Annotated in this window: 17 protein-coding genes and 1 tRNA gene; 10 read left to right on the forward strand and 8 right to left on the reverse strand. The window is 69.3% G+C overall.

Features of this window, described 5'->3' with window-relative positions; genetic code table 11:
- Positions 1-65 precede the first annotated feature (65 nt).
- Positions 66-602, forward strand: coding sequence for a snapalysin family zinc-dependent metalloprotease (locus CLV68_RS04060; protein ID WP_121389222.1), 537 nt, complete (start codon positions 66-68; stop codon positions 600-602).
- A gap of 436 nt (positions 603-1038) precedes the next feature.
- On the opposite strand, the gene CLV68_RS04065 is transcribed toward CLV68_RS04060, so the two are convergent.
- Positions 1039-1109, reverse strand: a tRNA-Gly gene (locus CLV68_RS04065).
- A gap of 73 nt (positions 1110-1182) precedes the next feature.
- Between CLV68_RS04065 and dcd the strand changes: the two genes are divergently transcribed.
- Complete coding sequence (gene dcd, locus CLV68_RS04070) at positions 1183-1764, forward strand: dCTP deaminase (RefSeq protein WP_121390951.1); 582 nt, start codon at positions 1183-1185, stop codon at positions 1762-1764.
- Here the strand turns inward: dcd and CLV68_RS04075 are convergent.
- On the reverse strand, positions 1740-2897 hold the full coding sequence (locus CLV68_RS04075; RefSeq protein WP_121389223.1) for an MFS transporter: 1158 nt from the start codon (positions 2895-2897) through the stop codon (positions 1740-1742). The genes dcd and CLV68_RS04075 overlap by 25 nt on opposite strands.
- Positions 2898-2998: 101 nt before the next feature.
- Positions 2999-5233: a (Fe-S)-binding protein gene (locus tag CLV68_RS04080; RefSeq protein WP_121389224.1), complete on the reverse strand. Its 2235-nt coding sequence runs from the start codon at positions 5231-5233 to the stop codon at positions 2999-3001.
- 192 nt (positions 5234-5425) lie between these two features.
- Here CLV68_RS04080 and CLV68_RS04085 point away from each other — a divergent pair, with 192 nt between their 5' ends.
- The 7 genes from CLV68_RS04085 to CLV68_RS04115 all read left to right on the forward strand — a co-directional run bounded on the left by CLV68_RS04085 (position 5426) and on the right by CLV68_RS04115 (position 12063).
- The gene (locus tag CLV68_RS04085) at positions 5426-5995 is read left to right on the forward strand and encodes a TetR/AcrR family transcriptional regulator (protein ID WP_121389225.1); all 570 of its coding nucleotides are present in this window, start codon (positions 5426-5428) and stop codon (positions 5993-5995) included.
- A gap of 296 nt (positions 5996-6291) precedes the next feature.
- Entirely contained in the window at positions 6292-7089 is a 798-nt protein-coding gene (locus CLV68_RS04090) for a DUF4097 family beta strand repeat-containing protein (protein ID WP_170224063.1), read from the forward strand.
- A complete protein-coding gene (locus tag CLV68_RS04095) occupies positions 7089-7850 on the forward strand; it encodes a TetR/AcrR family transcriptional regulator (protein ID WP_121389227.1) in 762 nt (253 codons plus the stop codon). Before CLV68_RS04090 ends, CLV68_RS04095 begins: the two co-directional genes overlap by 1 nt.
- A 103-nt stretch (positions 7851-7953) precedes the next feature.
- A complete protein-coding gene (dnaK, locus tag CLV68_RS04100; protein WP_121389228.1) occupies positions 7954-9813 on the forward strand; it encodes a molecular chaperone DnaK in 1860 nt (619 codons plus the stop codon).
- A gap of 31 nt (positions 9814-9844) precedes the next feature.
- Positions 9845-10465, forward strand: coding sequence for a nucleotide exchange factor GrpE (grpE, locus tag CLV68_RS04105; RefSeq protein WP_121389229.1), 621 nt, complete (start codon positions 9845-9847; stop codon positions 10463-10465).
- A 21-nt stretch (positions 10466-10486) separates the two neighbouring features.
- On the forward strand, positions 10487-11644 hold the full coding sequence (gene dnaJ, locus CLV68_RS04110) for a molecular chaperone DnaJ (RefSeq protein ID WP_121389230.1): 1158 nt from the start codon (positions 10487-10489) through the stop codon (positions 11642-11644).
- Positions 11641-12063, forward strand: a complete 423-nt coding sequence (locus tag CLV68_RS04115) for a heat shock protein transcriptional repressor HspR (RefSeq protein ID WP_092782002.1) — start codon at positions 11641-11643, stop codon at positions 12061-12063. The genes dnaJ and CLV68_RS04115 overlap by 4 nt, the downstream gene beginning before the upstream one ends.
- Positions 12064-12870: 807 nt before the next feature.
- Here the strand turns inward: CLV68_RS04115 and CLV68_RS04120 are convergent.
- The 3 genes from CLV68_RS04120 to CLV68_RS04130 all read right to left on the reverse strand — a co-directional run bounded on the left by CLV68_RS04120 (position 12871) and on the right by CLV68_RS04130 (position 14658).
- On the reverse strand, positions 12871-13347 hold the full coding sequence (locus tag CLV68_RS04120; RefSeq protein WP_121389231.1) for an SRPBCC family protein: 477 nt from the start codon (positions 13345-13347) through the stop codon (positions 12871-12873).
- 68 nt (positions 13348-13415) lie between these two features.
- A complete protein-coding gene (locus tag CLV68_RS04125) occupies positions 13416-13598 on the reverse strand; it encodes a hypothetical protein (protein ID WP_121389232.1) in 183 nt (60 codons plus the stop codon).
- A gap of 61 nt (positions 13599-13659) precedes the next feature.
- Entirely contained in the window at positions 13660-14658 is a 999-nt protein-coding gene (locus CLV68_RS04130; protein WP_121389233.1) for a glycoside hydrolase family 76 protein, read from the reverse strand.
- A gap of 50 nt (positions 14659-14708) precedes the next feature.
- Here CLV68_RS04130 and CLV68_RS04135 point away from each other — a divergent pair, with 50 nt between their 5' ends.
- The gene (locus tag CLV68_RS04135; protein ID WP_121389234.1) at positions 14709-15740 is read left to right on the forward strand and encodes a DUF4037 domain-containing protein; all 1032 of its coding nucleotides are present in this window, start codon (positions 14709-14711) and stop codon (positions 15738-15740) included.
- Here CLV68_RS04135 and CLV68_RS04140 read toward each other — a convergent pair.
- Both CLV68_RS04140 and CLV68_RS04145 read right to left on the reverse strand, forming a co-directional pair.
- A complete protein-coding gene (locus CLV68_RS04140; RefSeq protein ID WP_121389235.1) occupies positions 15724-16398 on the reverse strand; it encodes a TrmH family RNA methyltransferase in 675 nt (224 codons plus the stop codon). The genes CLV68_RS04135 and CLV68_RS04140 overlap by 17 nt on opposite strands.
- Positions 16359-16733, reverse strand: a complete 375-nt coding sequence (locus CLV68_RS04145) for a DUF2784 domain-containing protein (RefSeq protein ID WP_121389236.1) — start codon at positions 16731-16733, stop codon at positions 16359-16361. The genes CLV68_RS04140 and CLV68_RS04145 overlap by 40 nt, the downstream gene beginning before the upstream one ends.
- Between the last annotated feature and the right edge of the window lie 31 nt (positions 16734-16764).

Genomic DNA, 16764 nt, shown 5'->3' on the forward strand with positions numbered 1-16764 from the left:
CGCAGATGAAAGGACATCGTCACTGTGAACCTTGTCAATCGTCCCAATGACAAGGAGTTCTCCAGATGTCCGTCAAATCCCTGTTCGTCGGCGCGGTCGGCGTCGCGGTTCTCGTAATGCCGGTGATCGCCGGCTCCGCGTCCGCCGAAACGTCGAGTGCGGCCGCCGCCAAGACGGTCTGCGTCAGCACCTCTGGCGCGCCGCAGTTCCGCCAGTACATCATCGCCGGGCTCGGCAAGTGGAACGAGGCCGTGCGCAACGTCCAACTGAAGGAGTGCGCGGGCGCCACGCTGAGGTACGTCGAGGGCAGTTACGGCCAGCAGGGCTCGCACGCGGTGACCAACGGCCATGGCCAGGGCACCATCTACATCGACTTCCAGCAGATGGCCAAGTACGACAAGGTCCGCATCACCGCGCACGAGACGGGCCACGCACTCGGTCTCAAGGACCACTACCAGGGCCCGTGCTCAGAACTGATGTCCGGCGGCGGCGCCGGGACCTCCTGCCACAACGCCAGCCCGAACGCCCAGGAGCGCCAGTCCATCGAGCGCATGTGGGCCAACGGCTACACCGCCCCCGAAGTCTGGTCCATCCAGCAGTAACCCCATTGCCGGCCGGTCCGGGGAGCCCACCCTCCCCGGGCCCCGCCCATTGCCACACAACCAAACAACGCCATATCCGGAGTGATCACACCGCACGCGATAAACCCATCGGCCACATACTCGATGTGCGGGCCGAAGGTTCAAGCGAATCCCCGCTGGTTCCGCCGCCAACCGCCCCGTAGGCGACAAACCCATTGGTCACATACTCGACGCGAGGGGCCGTCAGCCCCGAACGAGCAACGCTGGTTCCGCCGCCAACCGCCCCGTGGGCGACAACCCTATTGGTCACATACTCGACGTAAGGGGCCGTCAGCCCCGAACGAGCAACGCTGGTTCCGGCGCCAACCGCCCCGTGGGGGCCTGGGGGCTCGGCCCCCAGATGCAATGGCGAAACCACAAGGTCCAAGCATTCCTTGGACATGGGTAGCCCTGGTTGAGCGGATGACGGGAATCGAACCCGCGTATTCAGCTTGGGAAGCTGATGTTCTACCATTGAACTACATCCGCAGTGAAGATCGCCGTCAGCCTACACGGCCCGGGTGGGCGCGTCACGGGGAGGTGGCGCGGTTAGGGTGTGGGGGTGTTGCTGAGCGATCGTGACCTGCGGGAAGAGTTGGCCTCGGGGCGGCTGGGGGTGGAGCCGTTCGAGCCGCTCATGGTGCAGCCGTCGAGTGTTGACGTGCGGTTGGACCGGTTCTTCCGGGTGTTCAACAACACGCGGTACACGCACATCGACCCGCGGCAGCAGCAGGACGACCTGACGTCGTTGGTCGAGGCTGAGGACGATGAGCCGTTCGTGCTGCACCCCGGGGAGTTCGTGCTGGGGTCGACGTTCGAGGCCGTCACGTTGCCGGATGACCTGGCTGGGCGGCTGGAGGGGAAGTCGTCGCTGGGGCGGTTGGGGTTGTTGACGCACTCGACGGCGGGGTTCATCGATCCGGGGTTCACCGGGCACATCACGTTGGAGCTGTCCAATGTGGCGAACCTGCCGATCACGCTGTGGCCGGGGATGAAGATCGGGCAGCTCTGCCTGTTCCGGCTGTCGTCCGCCGCCGAGTTCCCCTACGGCTCGAAGGAAGCCGGGTCGCGCTACCAGGGGCAGCGCGGGCCGACGCCCTCTAAGGCATACCTGAACTTTCACCGGGTCGAGACCAAGCGCTGACCCACCGGGGTGATCAGGGCGGCGGCCAGAGGTAAGGCTGCCGCCAGGGACAGGGCTAACGGCCAGCCGAAGGCGGTTACGACTACCGCGAACAGCGGGGCGATGGCCAGTGCCATGGCGTTCTGACCGGTGTTCTGGATGCCCAGCGCGCGCCCTGCCCAGAACGGGCCCGCTAGTTCTGCCGTGGCGGTGAACGCCAGTCCGTTGTCGGTCACCGAGATGACCAGCACCGCGACAAGCCCCACCACGGCCACCCACGACGACCCGCCGAACGCCCAGATCATCAGCGCCGCCGCCACGGCCACCGCGATGATCCGCATCGGACGCATCCGGCTGCCCACCCGGTCCGACCACACCCCCGCCCCGATCCGGCCCGCCGCGCCGAAGATCTGGACGATGGCCAGTACGACCCCGGCCGTAACCGCGCTCCACCCGTGTTCCGTGACCAGGTAGGTCAACGCGAACGTGCTGGAGATGAACTGGGGCCCCACTAGCAGCGCGCTAGCGGTGTGCACCCGCCACAGCGTCAGAGTCCGATAGGGCGACCGGGTCTCGGTGGCGGTGCGCGCTGCCGTGCGTGGCGGGTCCACCAGCCACAGGGCAACGACGATCGCCAAGGCCAGGCATAACGCCGCAGGTACGAGCAGCGCCGCGCGGTAGCCCCAAGCCTCTCCCGCAGCCGGTAGGACTAGAGCGGCGAAACCGACGCCGATAGGTGTGCACGTCTGCCGGATCCCCATCGCCAGCCCGCGTTCGGACGCCTCGAACCACCCCAGCACCGCCCGCCCGCTGGCCGAGGTGATCGACGCCGAGAACACCCCGGCCACGATCATCAGCACGACCAGCCCCACCACCCCGGTCGTCGACGCGGCGGCCAGGCCCGCGAGCCCGGTGCCCGCCATGCCGATGCCCATCACGAGCCGCTCGCCGAACCGGTCGGTCGCCGCGCCCCACGCGATCAGCGCGACGAGCACCCCGAGCACCGGTGCCACCGCCAGCGTCCCGCCCTCGGTCAGCGACAACCCCAGTTCGGCCCGCAGTTGCGGCAGCATGAAGGGCAGCCCGTAGACCAGACTGGTCACCGCGGCCTGCGCGGCGACCGCGATCGCGAGGATCCACCAGCGTCGTCCCATGTAGTTACCGTAGCTAAATGTTCCTGGATAGCGGAACAACTTTCCCGCGATACGAGAAGCGCCCCCGACCTGGGCAGGTCGGGGGCGCTGTCAAGGACCGGCTACTTGTCCTCATCCGGCAACGGCGTCCCGGTGCCGACCTCGTCGGTCGGGGTGTCCAGCGGCTCCTTGCCCCGCCGCACCGCCGACAGCAGCAACTGCGCGACGTCCACCACCTCGACGTGCTGCCCCGCGAGACCGTCCGCCTGCCGGGCGGTGACCCCGTCGGTCAGCATCACGCGGCAGAACGGGCAGCCAGTCGCGATCTTCGACGGTGCGGTCCCGAGAGCCTCGTCAACGCGGTCGATGTTGATGCGCTTACCGATGCGCTCTTCCATCCACATCCGCGCACCGCCCGCACCGCAGCACATGGACCTATCCGCGTGCCGAGGCATTTCGCGCAACCGCGCACCGGAAGCGCCAACGAGTTCGCGCGGCGCTTCATAGACCTTGTTGTGCCGCCCCAAGTAGCACGGGTCGTGATAGGTGACGTCCTCCGTAACCGGTGCCACCGGAACCAGTCGACGCTCGCGCACCAACTTGTTCAACAGCTGCGTGTGGTGCAAGACCTCATAGTTGCCACCGAGCTGCGGGTACTCGTTCGCGATCGTGTTGAAGCAGTGCGCGCAGGTCACCACGATCTTGCGCTTACCGGCCTCGCGCCCCTCGAACACCGCGTTGATGACCTCGACGTTCTGCTGCGCCAGCATCTGGAACAGGAACTCGTTGCCCGCCCGCCGCGCCGGGTCGCCCGTGCAGGTCTCCTCCGGCCCGAGGACCGTGTACTTCACCTCGGCGGTGTGCAGCAGCTCCGCGACCGCGCGCGTCGTCTTCTTGGCCCTGTCCTCGAACGCGCCCGCGCAGCCGACCCAGAACAGGTACTCCGTGTCGTCGGCCAGTTCGCCGTCGAACACCGGCACCTCGAAGTCGAGGTCCTCGGTCCAGGCCAGCCGGTCCTTGGCGTTCTGACCCCACGGGTTGCCCTTGTTCTCCAGGTTCTTGAACATCCCGCCGAGCTCGGACGGGAAGTTCGACTCGATCAGCACCTGGTAGCGGCGCATGTCGACGATGTGGTCGACGTGCTCGATGTCCACCGGGCACTGCTCGACGCAAGCGCCACAGGTAGTGCAAGACCACAGCACCTCAGGATCGATGACCCCGCCGTCGTCCCCGATAAGAGCCCGCTCGGACTCGGCGATAGCCAGCACATCGATGCCCGCGTACGGGTTGTCCCCGGTTAGACCTACCTCGTCGCCCGCCATGTCCCTGCTCCCGCCCGCGAGCAGGTAAGGAGCCTTGGCGTACGCGTGGTCGCGCAGCTGCGTGATGACCAGCTTCGGCGACAGCGGCTTGCCGGTGTTCCACGCCGGGCACTGCGACTGGCAGCGGCCGCACTCGGTGCAGGTCGTGAAGTCCAGCCAGCCCTTCCAGGTGAAGTCCTCGACCTTGCCCGCGCCGAAGACGTCCTTCTCCGGGTCGGCTTCCTCGAAGTCGAGCGGTTTGCCGCCGGACATCATCGGCCGCAGCGGGCCGAGCGCCACCCCGCCGTCGTCCTCACGCTTGAAGTAGATGTTGAAGAACGCGCTGAACCGGTGCCAGGCCACGCCCATGGTCATGTTCTTGGCGACCACGTACACCCACACCATGGCGCCCATCAGCTTGATGAACGCCAGCGCGGACACCAGGTCGGGGCTCGCCGGGAGGAGCTGCCCGAGCGGGTTGGTCACGAACGCCGCCCAGGTCGGCAGCTCGTGCGCGCCCAGCGCCGCCTTGCCCGCGCGCACGCCGAGGATGCCGACGCCCTCGAAGATCACCACGGCCTCGACGAAGTACGCCTGCCACTGGTTCGACCCCTGGAACCGCGACAGCCGGTCGGCGCGGCGGGGGTGGTTGCGCTGCCTGATGATCGCGAGCGCCACACCGCCGACGATCGTGCCGACGCCCAGCAGCTCCATCAGCAGGTGCCACAGGTTCCAGTGGTCGAGGACCGGCCAGCCCCAGGTCGGCACGAACACCTCGCCGTACGCCTCGAACAGCGCGGCCGACCCGATCAGGAAGCCCCACATCACCAGCCAGTGCCAGGGCCCGACGTGGCGGAACTTGTTCATCCGGGTGTGCGCGGCGAACTCCGCGACCAGCGTCTTCATCCTCGGCACGAACGGCCCGTTGCGGGTCGCGTCGGGCTGGCCGAGCCGGATGACGGCGACCATCCGCGCCACGGTCCGCACGAACATGCCCCACGCGACCAGGCTGACCGCGACCGCGACCAACCCCAGTGCCAGCTGCACGGCGCCCATGTGGTGGTGCCCTTCCGTCGTCGGGGTGCGGGTGGGTGGACCCTACGCTTTCTTACTGGCCGGTAACCGACTTTGAGAAGCCTAAGTCGGTCAAGTGTGGCGCACACCTCGGTAACTTCCTGGACACCTGTTCAGGTAGTTTGGCCCGGTGCCACCGCCCATCCTCCCCGCGATCACCCGGCTCGGCCCGCTGTGAGGACCTACCGCAGGGTCGACGGCCGCAGGACCAGGGGCGACCGGCGCAAGCGCGAGATCATCGGGGCGACGCTGCTGGTGGTCGAGCGCGACGGCGTCGCCGGGGTGTCGCACCGGTCGGTCGCGGCGGCGGCGGGGATCCCGCCCGCGTCGATCACCTACCACTTCGCCGCGCTCGACGACCTGCTCGTCGCCGCCCTCGTGCACTCGGCGGAGGAGTTCGCGGCGCGCACCAGGGACCTCATCGAGTCCAGCCGGATCAAGGGCAGCGGCCCGGCTGGCGCGGTCGCCGAGATGCTGGCCGACGCGCTCGGACCCCGGCGCGGGCAGACCAAGGCGCAGTTCGAGTTGTACCTGCTCGCCGCCCGCCGCCCGGAACTGCGACCGGCCGCCCGGCTGTGGATCGACGTGCTGACCAGCCTCGGCCGCCAGCCGGACGAGGTCGGCTTCCGCGCCTTCCTCGCCGCGCTCGACGGCATGCTCACCCAGGGCCTGATCGACGACGAGCCGCCGACCGCGGCCGAACTGCTCCCGGTCGTGGAGCACCTGCTCGCCCCGCTGCGCTGAAGCCGCCTAGGACCAAAGTCTTACCCGAACCAAGACCCGGGTCCGATGTCGGCGCACACCGGGGACCCTAGTCTCGGGTGCGGGTAGTCGGGGGACGCTGACCAGCGGAAACGGGACGGTGTACCACCTGGGGGTAGGGACAACTTCAGGGCAGGGTCGGGGGCGTCCCGGATCCCGGCAACCGGTCTGCGGTCCTAGCGTCGCGGTAGCGGTTTCTCCTGGTGATGTGCGGTTCCGGTGGGGGTGTCATGGCAAGCGGTGTGGTGGCGGGGCGGTCACGACGAGGGGTGCTGGGGGTGACCGCCGTGGGGGTGGCGGTCCTGCTCTCCTCGTCGGCCGCCTGCGGTATCGCGACGAAGCGGTTCAGCGATGACGCCGCGGTCGGCGAGACGATCCGGGCGGTCCGGATCGAGGGCGCCGCCGGGTCGGTGCGGTTGCGGGTCGGCCCGTCGGCCAGCGTGCACCGCACCGTGTCCTACCTGGACGGCAGGCCGGGGGTGACGCACCGGGTCGAGGGCGATGTGCTGGTCCTGCGGGAGTGCGAGGTGCGCAACTGCTGGGTCGACTACGAGGTGGTCGTGCCGGAGGGCGTGACCGTCTCGGGGGGCCTCGACTCGGGTTCCGTCGACGTCGAGGGGGCGTCGACGGTCAACCTGCGGGTCAGCTCGGGGGAGGTGAAGGTGCGCAGGGTGTCCGGGGCGGTGAACGTCAAGGCCGAGTCCGGTTCGGTGGACCTGGTCGACGTCAAGGGGAAGGTCGCCGTCGAGGCCGAGTCGGGGGACGTCTCGGCCCGTGACGTCGGTGCCGCCACCCTGCGCGCCGAATCCGGCTCGGTCACCGCGCAGGGGGTCGACGGCGCGGTGGACGCGTCGGCGCAGTCGGGCAGCGTCACCGTCCGGTTGACCAAGGCCGCCGGGGTCAAGGCGACAACCAACAGCGGGTCGGTGCAGGTCACCGTCCCGAAAGGGGAGTACCGGGTGAGCGCGCACACCGACAGCGGGGATGTCGACAACGGCATCGGCGACTACCGCGACTCGCCGAACCACCTCGAACTCAACGCGGACAGCGGCGACGTGACGGTGAGGTTCGGCTGATGGCAGAGCAGGTTCTCGCAGCGCAAGGGGTCAAGGGCGAGCCGGGGTCCGGGGTCGGCGCGGTGATCCACGAGCGGGCCGACGCGGCGCGCAACCGGCGGCGCATCCTGGTCGCCGCCCGCGCGCTGTTCGCCCAGCGCGGGGTGGACAAGGTGACGATGGACCAGATCGCCGCGGCGGCCGGGGTGGGCAAGGGGACCCTGTTCCGGCGGTTCGGCGACAAGTCGGGGCTGGCCGCCGCGCTGCTCGACGACGGGGAGCGCGGGCTGCGGGCGCGGGTGGCCGAGGGGGCGGCGCCGCTGGGTCCGGGGGGAGACCCGGCGGCGCGGCTGGTGGCCTTCTTCGACGCGTACCTGACCTTCCTGACCGACCACCTCGACCTGGTGCACCTCGCCGAGACGGCGCGCCCTGGCACCCGGTACCGGATCGCGGCCTACCGCTACTGGCACGGCCACGTCGCCGCGCTGCTCACCGAGGCGGAGGCGGCGGGCGACCGCGACGCCCTCGCACACGTGTTGCTGGCGAGCGTCGCCGCGGACCTGCAGCGCGCCGTGCGGGCTGAGGTGACCGCGGCCGGGATGCGCGCGTCGGTGCTGCACGTCGTGGACACGGTGGTGAACGCGCAGGTCAGCGCACCGGAGTCGGTCGAGGTCAGTGCCGAGCCGGAGCCCGAGCAGCCACCGTCATCACCCGGTTCAGTGGTGGCGCTCACGCCGGGAACAACCGACCGGGGTGCTTCGTTGCGGGTGCAGGAAGGTTGAGCGGGCCGGACTCAAGTTAGGAACTTCAGTCCGGTAGGCTCAACTTTGCCCGGCCCCGCAGTGGGCCGGACACCACAGGCGAAGCACCAAGCAGGAGGAAACCATGGCGCGAGCGGTCGGCATCGACCTGGGGACGACCAACTCCGTCGTCGCCGTCCTCGAGGGCGGTGAACCGACGGTGATCGCCAACTCGGAGGGCTCGCGGACGACCCCGTCCATCGTGGCGTTCGCGAAGAACGGCGAGGTCTTGGTCGGGCAGCCCGCCAAGAACCAGGCCGTCACGAACGTGGACCGCACGGTCCGCTCGGTCAAGCGCCACATCGGTACCGGGTGGAAGACCGACGCGATCGACGACAAGGCGTACACCGCGCAGGAGATCAGCGCCCGCGTGCTGATGAAGCTCAAGCGCGACGCCGAGGCGTACCTCGGCGAGACCATCACCGACGCGGTGATCACCGTCCCCGCGTACTTCGAGGACGCCCAGCGCCAGGCCACCAAGGAGGCCGGGCAGATCGCGGGCCTCAACGTGCTGCGGATCGTGAACGAGCCGACCGCGGCGGCACTGGCCTACGGCCTGGACAAGGGCGCCAAGGAGCAGACCATCCTGGTCTTCGACCTCGGCGGCGGCACCTTCGACGTGTCCCTGCTCGAGATCGGCGACGGCGTCGTCGAGGTCCGCGCGACCAGCGGCGACAACCACCTCGGCGGCGACGACTGGGACCAGCGCATCGTCGACTGGCTGGTGGAGAAGTTCAAGGCGTCGGCAGGCATCGACCTGACCAAGGACAAGATGGCCCTGCAGCGCATCCGCGAGGCGGCCGAGAAGGCGAAGATCGAGCTCTCCAGCTCGAACAGCGCCAACATCAACCTGCCCTACATCACCGTGGACGCGGACAAGAACCCGCTGTTCCTCGACGAGACGCTGACCCGCGCGGAGTTCCAGCGGATCACCGCCGACCTGCTCGACCGCACCAGGGCCCCGTTCAACAACGTGGTCAAGGACGCGGGCGTCTCGGTCGGCGAGATCGACCACGTGGTGCTGGTGGGCGGCTCCACCCGGATGCCCGCCGTCGCCGAGCTGGTCAAGGAGCTGACCGGCGGCCGCGAGCCGAACAAGGGCGTCAACCCCGACGAGGTCGTCGCGGTCGGCGCCGCGCTGCAGGCCGGTGTGCTCAAGGGCGAGGTCAAGGACGTCCTGCTGCTCGACGTGACCCCGCTGTCGCTGGGCATCGAGACCAAGGGTGGGGTGTTCACCAAGCTCATCGAGCGCAACACCACCATCCCGACCAAGCGCTCGGAGATCTTCTCCACCGCCGACGACAACCAGACCACCGTGGGCATCCAGGTGTTCCAGGGCGAGCGCGACTTCGCCGCGGACAACAAGAAGCTCGGCACCTTCGACCTGACCGGCCTGCCGCCTGCCCCGCGCGGGGTCCCGCAGGTCGAGGTCACCTTCGACATCGACGCGAACGGCATCGTCCACGTCAACGCGAAGGACCTCGGCACCGGCAAGGAGCAGTCGATGACGATCACCGGTGGCTCCGCGCTGCCGAAGGACGACATCGACCGGATGGTCCGCGACGCCGAGGCGCACGCCGAGGACGACCGCAAGCGGCGCGACGAGGCCGAGGTCCGCAACCAGGCCGAGTCGCTGGTCTACCAGACCGAGAAGTTCGTCAAGGACAACGACGAGAAGATCCCGGCCGAGGCCAAGGAGAAGGTCGGCGCCGCGCTCGCCGAGGCGAACGAGGCGCTCAAGGGCACCGACATCGCCGCCATCAAGGCCGCGATGGAGAAGCTCGCCGCCGAGTCGCAGACCATGGGCTCCGCGCTCTACGCCAACTCCGGCGCGCCCGCCGGTGGCGCCGAGGACGCGGGCCAGGGTCAGGGCCAGGCCAAGGCCGACGCCGCGGACGACGTGGTGGACGCCGAGATCGTCGACGAGGACAAGGACAAGAAGTGACCTCGACCCCGATCGCAGGTGAGGTGACCGCGTGAGCGAGCAGCACCAGGGCGACCTCCCCGAGGAGCCCCAGGTCCCGGCGCAGGACGCTCGCCAGGAGGCCGACGCGCCCGCGGGCACGCACGCCCCGTCCACCCCGGAGGCCGAGCCCGGCCAGGTCGTCGACGGCAGCGTCGACGGCGTGGTGGAGCCGGAGCTCGACCCGACCGCGGCGCTGAAGGTCCAGCTCGACGAGCGCACCGCGGACCTGCAGCGCCTGCAGGCCGAGTACGCGAACTACCGCAAGCGGGTGGAGCGGGACCGCGAGCAGGTGGTCACGTCGGCGAAGGCCGCCGTGGTCACCGACCTGCTCTCCGTGCTCGACGACGTCGAGCGGGCCGCCGCGCACGGCGACCTGACCGGCGCGTTCAAGGCCGTCGCGGAGAAGCTGACCAGCTCGCTGCAGAAGACGGGCCTCGAACCGTTCGGCCACGAGGGCGAGCCGTTCGACCCGTCGGTGCACGAGGCCGTGCAGCACAACACCTCCACGGAGGTGTCCGGCCCCACGGTGACCGGGGTGCTGCGCCGCGGCTACCGGATCGGTGACCGGGTCGTGCGGGCCGCGCTGGTCGCGGTCACCGACGCGGAAGCCGCACCCGCGGCGCAGGGCTAGCACGAGAGGAGGGGACGTCCGGTGAGTGCCAGGGACTGGATCGACAAGGACTTCTATCGCGAGCTGGGCGTCTCCTCCGACGCCTCGGACGCCGAGGTCAAGAAGGCGTACCGCAAGCTCGCCCGCGAGCTGCACCCCGACGCGAACCCCGGCAACGCCGACGCCGAGGCCCGGTTCAAGTCGGTGTCCGAGGCGTACGGGGTGGTCGGCGACCCGGAGAAGCGCAAGCAGTACGACGAGGCCCGCTCGATGTTCGGCTCCCGCGGCGGGTTCGGCGGCGGCGGGTACGACTTCGGCGACGCGTTCGGCGGCCAGCAGGGCGGGTTCGGCGGCGGTGGCGGCGGGCTCGGCGACCTGTTCGGCAACCTGTTCAACCGCGCCAAGAGCGGGAGCGCCGGTGCCACCAGGCCCCGCCGCGGCGCCGACGTGGAGACCGACGTCCGGCTCGACTTCGTCGAGGCGGTCAGGGGCGCGACAGTCCCGTTGCGACTGTCGAGTCCGTCCACTTGCGACACCTGCCACGGCTCGGGCGCCCGGCCGGGCAGCAGCCCCAAGACCTGCCTCACCTGCGGTGGCGTCGGTCTGGTCAGCCGCAGCCAGGGCGCGTTCGCCTTCAGCGAGCCGTGCCGCGACTGCCGGGGCACCGGCCGCATCATCGACGACCCCTGCCCCGACTGCGGCGGCGAGGGCGTCAACACCAAGACCCGCACGCTGACCGTGCGTATCCCGGCAGGCGTCGAGGACGAGCAACGCATCCGCCTCGCAGGCCAGGGCGAACCGGGCCGCAGCGGCGCGGCGGCAGGCGACCTGTACGTCCGCGTGCACGTCTCGCCGCACCCGGTGTTCGGCCGCAGCGGCAACGACCTGACGCTGAAGGTCCCGGTCAGCTTCACCGAACTGGCCCTCGGCACCACGCTCACCGTGCCCACCCTCGACGGCGTGGTCTCGCTGAACGTCACCCCCGGCACCGCGTCCGGCCGCGTCCTGCGCGTACGCGGCAAGGGCGTCCAACGCCGCGACGGCCAGTCCGGCCACCTGCTGGTGACCCTCCAGGTCACCGTCCCGAACGACCTCGACGACGACGCGAGGGCGGCCCTGGAGACCTACGCCAAGGCCACCGCCGACCTCGACCCCAGGCCGGAGTTGACCGCACTGGTCCAGAAGGCGAGGCAGTCGTGAACCCGTTCCCCCCCGGCACCGACGAGGACACCCCCGTCTTCGTGATCTCGGTGGCCGCCCAACTCTCCGGCCTGCACGCCCAAACCCTCCGCAGCTACGACCGCCAGGGACTGGTCTCCCCCGGTCGCACCTCGGGGGGCGGGCGGCGCTACTCGATCCGCGACATCGCGCTGCTGCGCGAGGTGCAGCGGTTGTCGCAGGAGGCTGGGGTGAACCTGGCCGGGATCAAGCGGATCATCGAGTTGGAGAACGAGGTTGACGCACTGCGGGTGCGGGTGGCTGAGTTGACTGAAGAGTTGGCTTCGGCTTATGCGGCGGCTGAGCAGGCTGCTGCTGCGGTGCACAAGTCGTATCGGCGGGATCTGGTGCCGGTGCGGCAGCAGACGGCGTTGGTGGTGTGGCGGCCGCAGAAGCGGTAGGTGGGTGGGTGGTGGAGGCCGGTCCCGGTGGGGGTCGGCCTCTTTTGTGTTTGGGGGGTGTCCACATGGGGCGGAGTTGTGCACAGGTGCTGTGCTGGGTGTTCTGGGGTGGTGGTGTGCGGTCGTAGGCTGTGTGTTGGGGGGTGCTTGGGGCGGTTTGATCTTGTGAGGTGGGTTGTCCACAGGGCGGTGGCTCGCTCTGGGCGGTTTGTCAGCCCCTGCCGGTAAGCTGTATATCGGGGGGTGCTTTGGCGGGTTTGATCTTGGGCTGGGGGGTTGCGGCTCTCGTGCTCGCCTGCGGCGTCGATGGTGAACGCCTCGCCTTCGGCATTGGCCTGGCGCGAGTTTCGAGCAAGCTCGATGTGGCGAACTTGTTTTGTGCGGGGCCCCGGCAGCACCCGTGGCAGGACCGCAAAGCAGGGGCCGAAGAGCATGGCCCTGTCCGCGAACGACGCTACGGGCACTGCTCCCCCACACAAAACAAGTCCGCCCCATCGAGCCGGCCTGGCACCAGCGACTCCGAGGAGCGGTTGTCGGCCAACGTTGCAGAGGGGTGCGTAGTTGGCCGTTGCAGAGGGGCGCGTGGTTGGCCAACGTCTGTGAGGGCCGGGTGGTTGGCGAACGCCTGAGAGGGGCGCGTGGTTGGCCAACGTCGTAGAGGGGCGTGTGGTTGGCCAACGTTGTTTGGGGGCGCGTTGGGGCCAACGTTTGTGAGGACCATGACGGCCAGGTTGGGGTGTCCGTCACAGCACCGAGCCCCCTTGGGCGACTGCCCAGGGGGGCTCGGGGTCTAGCTGTTACAAAGTCTTACAGTGGCGGCGGGGTTTGGGTGGGTGCTGCTACGTCGCCGCGCCAGGCGCCGGATTCTGTGCCTTGGGTTTCGATGAAGTCTTTGAAGCGCTTGAGGTCTGACTTCACTCGGCGGTCGATGATGCCGAGTTTGTCGGCGACGTTCTCGGCGAAGCCCTCGGGGTCGATGTCCATCTGGGCCGTGACGCGGGTTTCGCGGTCGTTGAGGCGGTGGAAGGTGATCACGCCTGCGTGCTCGGGGCCGTCGACAGACTTCCAGGCGACGCGTTCGTCGGGGATCTGTTCGGTGATGGTGGCGTCGAACTCGCGGGTGATGCCGCCGATCTTGGTGACCCAGTGGGTGTTGCGGTCGTCGACCTGGCGGATCTGCTCGACGCCCTCCATGAAGGCGGGGAAGGATTCGAACTGGGTCCACTGGTTGTACGCGGTGGACACGGGGACGGCGACGTCAACGGTCTCGATGATCGTGCTCACACTCGATCAGCCTCCTCGTGCTTCGTCGGGTTCTCCCAAGGCATACCCGAGGGGGCGGGGCCTACACATCACGCGGCGCGGTGGTGCTCACGTTTGCCGCCGATCTCGGCGGAGAGGCCGAGCATGTCGAGCAGCATCGCGCACTCGGCGGCGTCGGCCGCGATGCCCGCGACCACCCTGGCGGCGCGGCGCTGCTTGTCCTCGGGGACGGACGTGTCCAGGTCACCGGTGAAGCCGAGGTCGTCGGACATCGGGTCAACTCCTCCCAACGGGGGCGGCAAGTGGCCCCGACATACCCGCGATCGGGCCGGATCACACCCCGTTCGGCGAAGCTCCGCCCGCGCGGGCGAGCAGCGCGGCCGCCTCCAGGGTCATCCAGGCCGACAACTGCACCGACAGGTCGCGCTGCTGGCCGCTGCGAGTGGTCCAGTCGGTGCCGAACAGCGGCCCGTCGGCGGTGATCACCCGGTGGCGCCAGAGCGCGTCGGCCGAGGCGAAGACCAAGCGGCGGGCGGTGTCCGCCTCGGCGGTGGGCAGCCGGAGCGCGGACTGGGCCAGGTAGCGGGCCAGGATGCCCGCGAACAGGCCGCCGTCGCCGGTGCCCTGCCCGGGGAGGACGTGCGCGGTGGCCACGTGCCTGCGGACCGCACGGATGGTGCGTGCCGCGAGGTCCGGTGTGGACAGTTCGACGGCGGCACCGATGAACACGCCCTGGCAGTAGGTGTAGATCGTCTCCACCACCTCGCCGCCGACCCGGACACCGTCCCAGAGCAACCCGGTCTCGGGATCGACCAGCGTCCGGTCCATCCAGTCGAGCGCGGTCCTCGCCCAGGCGTGGTCACCCCGCCGGGCCAGGAAGATCGCGGCGGGGCCGTTGGCGGGGACATTCTTGAACGTGTCCCCCTTCCGCCACCAGATCCCACCGCCCAGGTCGTCTGTCCACCCTGAACGCAACCTGGCCTCGATGGCGGCTAGAGCCCGCTCCGACCCACCCGCCCGCTGTAGCGCCAACCCGAGCCAGGCTATGTCGTCGTAGTAGCGGTTGGTCCACGCTCCGAAGTTGCGCACGTGGATACCCCGCACCAGCGCCGCGATCACCTTGTCCCGCTCGGCCTCTGGTTCACGCAACCTGGCATCGACAAGGCAATCAAGCAGATGCGCCTGCCACCAGTAGTTCCACCGCAGGTGCAGACGGCCACCGACGCGCGGCAGCCCCAACCGCGTCCCAGGCAGGGCGAAAACCCGCCGCAGGAACCGCGCCCGAACCGCATCCTCCGCAATTCCCGCGCGTGCCGCCCACAGCCCAGCCATACTCCATGGTGCGTCAGCCACCGGCCTGATCGCCACACGCAGGGGGATCTGTGATCAAGGGGCTCGATCTCGCCCGGCGCTTCTACCAAGAGGCGGTAGCGCCGACACTCGACGTGCCGCACTCCGCTGGACGGCTCGGCAGCGGGTCGGAAGTCCTCGGCTTCGACACCGCGATCTCCGCCGACCACGAGTGGGGACCGAGGTGCCAGATCCTCGTCGCGGACCCCGCCGAAGCCGAACGCATCCAGGACGACCTGTCGCACACGCTGCCCAAGACCTTCCTGGGCTACCCCACGCACTTCGACGCCAACCCCCTCGGTTCGATGGCGGTGACCGACGGCCCCGTCAACCACCGCATCGACGTCGCCGAGACCGGCACGTGGGCCGTCCGCGCTCTCGGGTTCAACCCGCTGGATGGCGTCACCACCTTCGACTGGTTGTCCACGCCGACCCAGGCGTTCGCCGAGATCACCGCAGGTGCGGTCTTCCACGACGGTCTCGATGTCCTGCACCCGCTACGCGCCGCGATCGCCTGGTACCCCGATGACGTCTGGCGCTATGTCCTCGCCTGTCAGTGGCAGCGGTTAGCGCAAGAGGAAGCGTTCGTCGGACGCGCCGGTGAGGTGGGGGACGAACTCGGGTCCGCTGTCGTCGCCGCGAGGCAGGTCCGTGAGCTGATGCGGCTGTGCCTGTTGCTGGCCAAGCGGTATCCGCCGTACAGCAAGTGGTTGGGTAGTGCCTTCGCGCAACTCCCGCATCCCACGCTTCAGGTGACGCTAAGAGGCGTGCTCGCCGCACAGGACTACCGCAGCCGTGGCGAGCTCTTAGCGGATGCCTACGAGGCCGTGGGAGCCCTGCAGAACGCCACCGGCCTCACCGACTCGGTAGACCCGACGCGGCGTGACTACTACGAGAGGCCGTACCCCGTCATCCGGGCCGATAGGTTCGTCGACGCGCTGCGCGACTCCCTGGATGCCGAGCTGAGGAACCTGCCGCTGACCGGCGCTGTCGATCAATGGGTGGACAGCACGGACTTCCTGATGAGCGCGGCGCTGCGGCGGGCGGCTACCAGGCTTGGGTGAGGTCGGCGTGTTCGCGGACCCAGGCGTGCATGACGATGCCCGCCGCGACGCCCGCGTTGATGGAGCGGGTCGAGCCGAACTGGGCGATGGACACCAGCAGGTCGGCGCCCGCCCGTGCCTCGTCGGTGAGGCCGGGGCCTTCCTGGCCGAAGAGCAACACGCAGTCGCGGGGCAGGGACGCGGTCTCCACCGGGACCGAGCCGGGGGTGTTGTCGACGCCCACGACCGCCAGGCCCATGCGGCGGGCGGTTTCCACAAAGGACTCGACGGTCGGGTGGTGGTGGATGTGCTGGTAGCGGTCGGTGACCATGGCGCCACGGCGGTTCCAGCGCTTGCGGCCGACGATGTGCACCGCGCGGGCGGTGAAGGCGTTGGCGGTGCGGACCACGGTCCCGATGTTGTGGTCGTGCTGGAAGTTCTCGATGGCGACGTGGAAACCGTGCCTGCGCCGGTCGAGGTCGGCGACCACCGCGTCGCGGCGCCAGTAGCGGTAGGCGTCGACGACGTTGCGGCGGTCGCCGTCCGCGAGCAGGTCGGGGTCGTAGTGCGCGCCCGCAGGCCACTCACCCGGCCACGGGCCGACCCCGACCGGCTCGCCGAACACCCACTCGGTGGGGCCTACTTCACCGGCACCATCAGGCTTTTCCGATTCCGCCACAGCAGATACGCACCCACATACGAGAAGACGAGCACCAGTAGGGCGACAGCGGCCACGAGGTCGACGTGCCCCTCGGGGACCAGCGTGCCGTAGACGTAGAACTCGTTGAAGCCACCCGGAAGCGGACCGAGTCCCTGCTTGGCGCGGAAGTAGTTCTCCACCGCCGTCAGCGGGCACTGGACCGGGGTGGAGTTGACGAGCACGCCCCAGATCGCGAAGAAGACGTGTACGAAGATCGACTTGGGCCACTTCCAGGCGAGGAAGCCGCCGAAACCGATGTAGAGCAGTGCCGCGAAGTGCACGACGACCGTCGCGGCGGCGAGCAGACCGAACACCGGGCCACCTCCCCAACCACCGAGAACTCGG

The organism is Actinokineospora cianjurensis, assembly GCF_003663795.1.
Taxonomy (GTDB): domain Bacteria; phylum Actinomycetota; class Actinomycetes; order Mycobacteriales; family Pseudonocardiaceae; genus Actinokineospora; species Actinokineospora terrae.

Coding starts and splice junctions, on each gene's coding strand:
- CLV68_RS04060 (WP_121389222.1), top strand. CDS start 66: ATGTCCGTCAAATCCCTGTTCGTCGGCGCGGTCGGCGTCGCGGTTCTC.
- CLV68_RS04075 (WP_121389223.1), bottom strand. CDS start 2,897: ATGGGACGACGCTGGTGGATCCTCGCGATCGCGGTCGCCGCGCAGGCC.
- CLV68_RS04080 (WP_121389224.1), bottom strand. CDS start 5,233: ATGGGCGCCGTGCAGCTGGCACTGGGGTTGGTCGCGGTCGCGGTCAGC.
- CLV68_RS04095 (WP_121389227.1), top strand. CDS start 7,089: ATGGCAGAGCAGGTTCTCGCAGCGCAAGGGGTCAAGGGCGAGCCGGGG.
- dnaK (WP_121389228.1), top strand. CDS start 7,954: ATGGCGCGAGCGGTCGGCATCGACCTGGGGACGACCAACTCCGTCGTC.
- CLV68_RS04125 (WP_121389232.1), bottom strand. CDS start 13,598: ATGTCCGACGACCTCGGCTTCACCGGTGACCTGGACACGTCCGTCCCC.
- CLV68_RS04130 (WP_121389233.1), bottom strand. CDS start 14,658: ATGGCTGGGCTGTGGGCGGCACGCGCGGGAATTGCGGAGGATGCGGTT.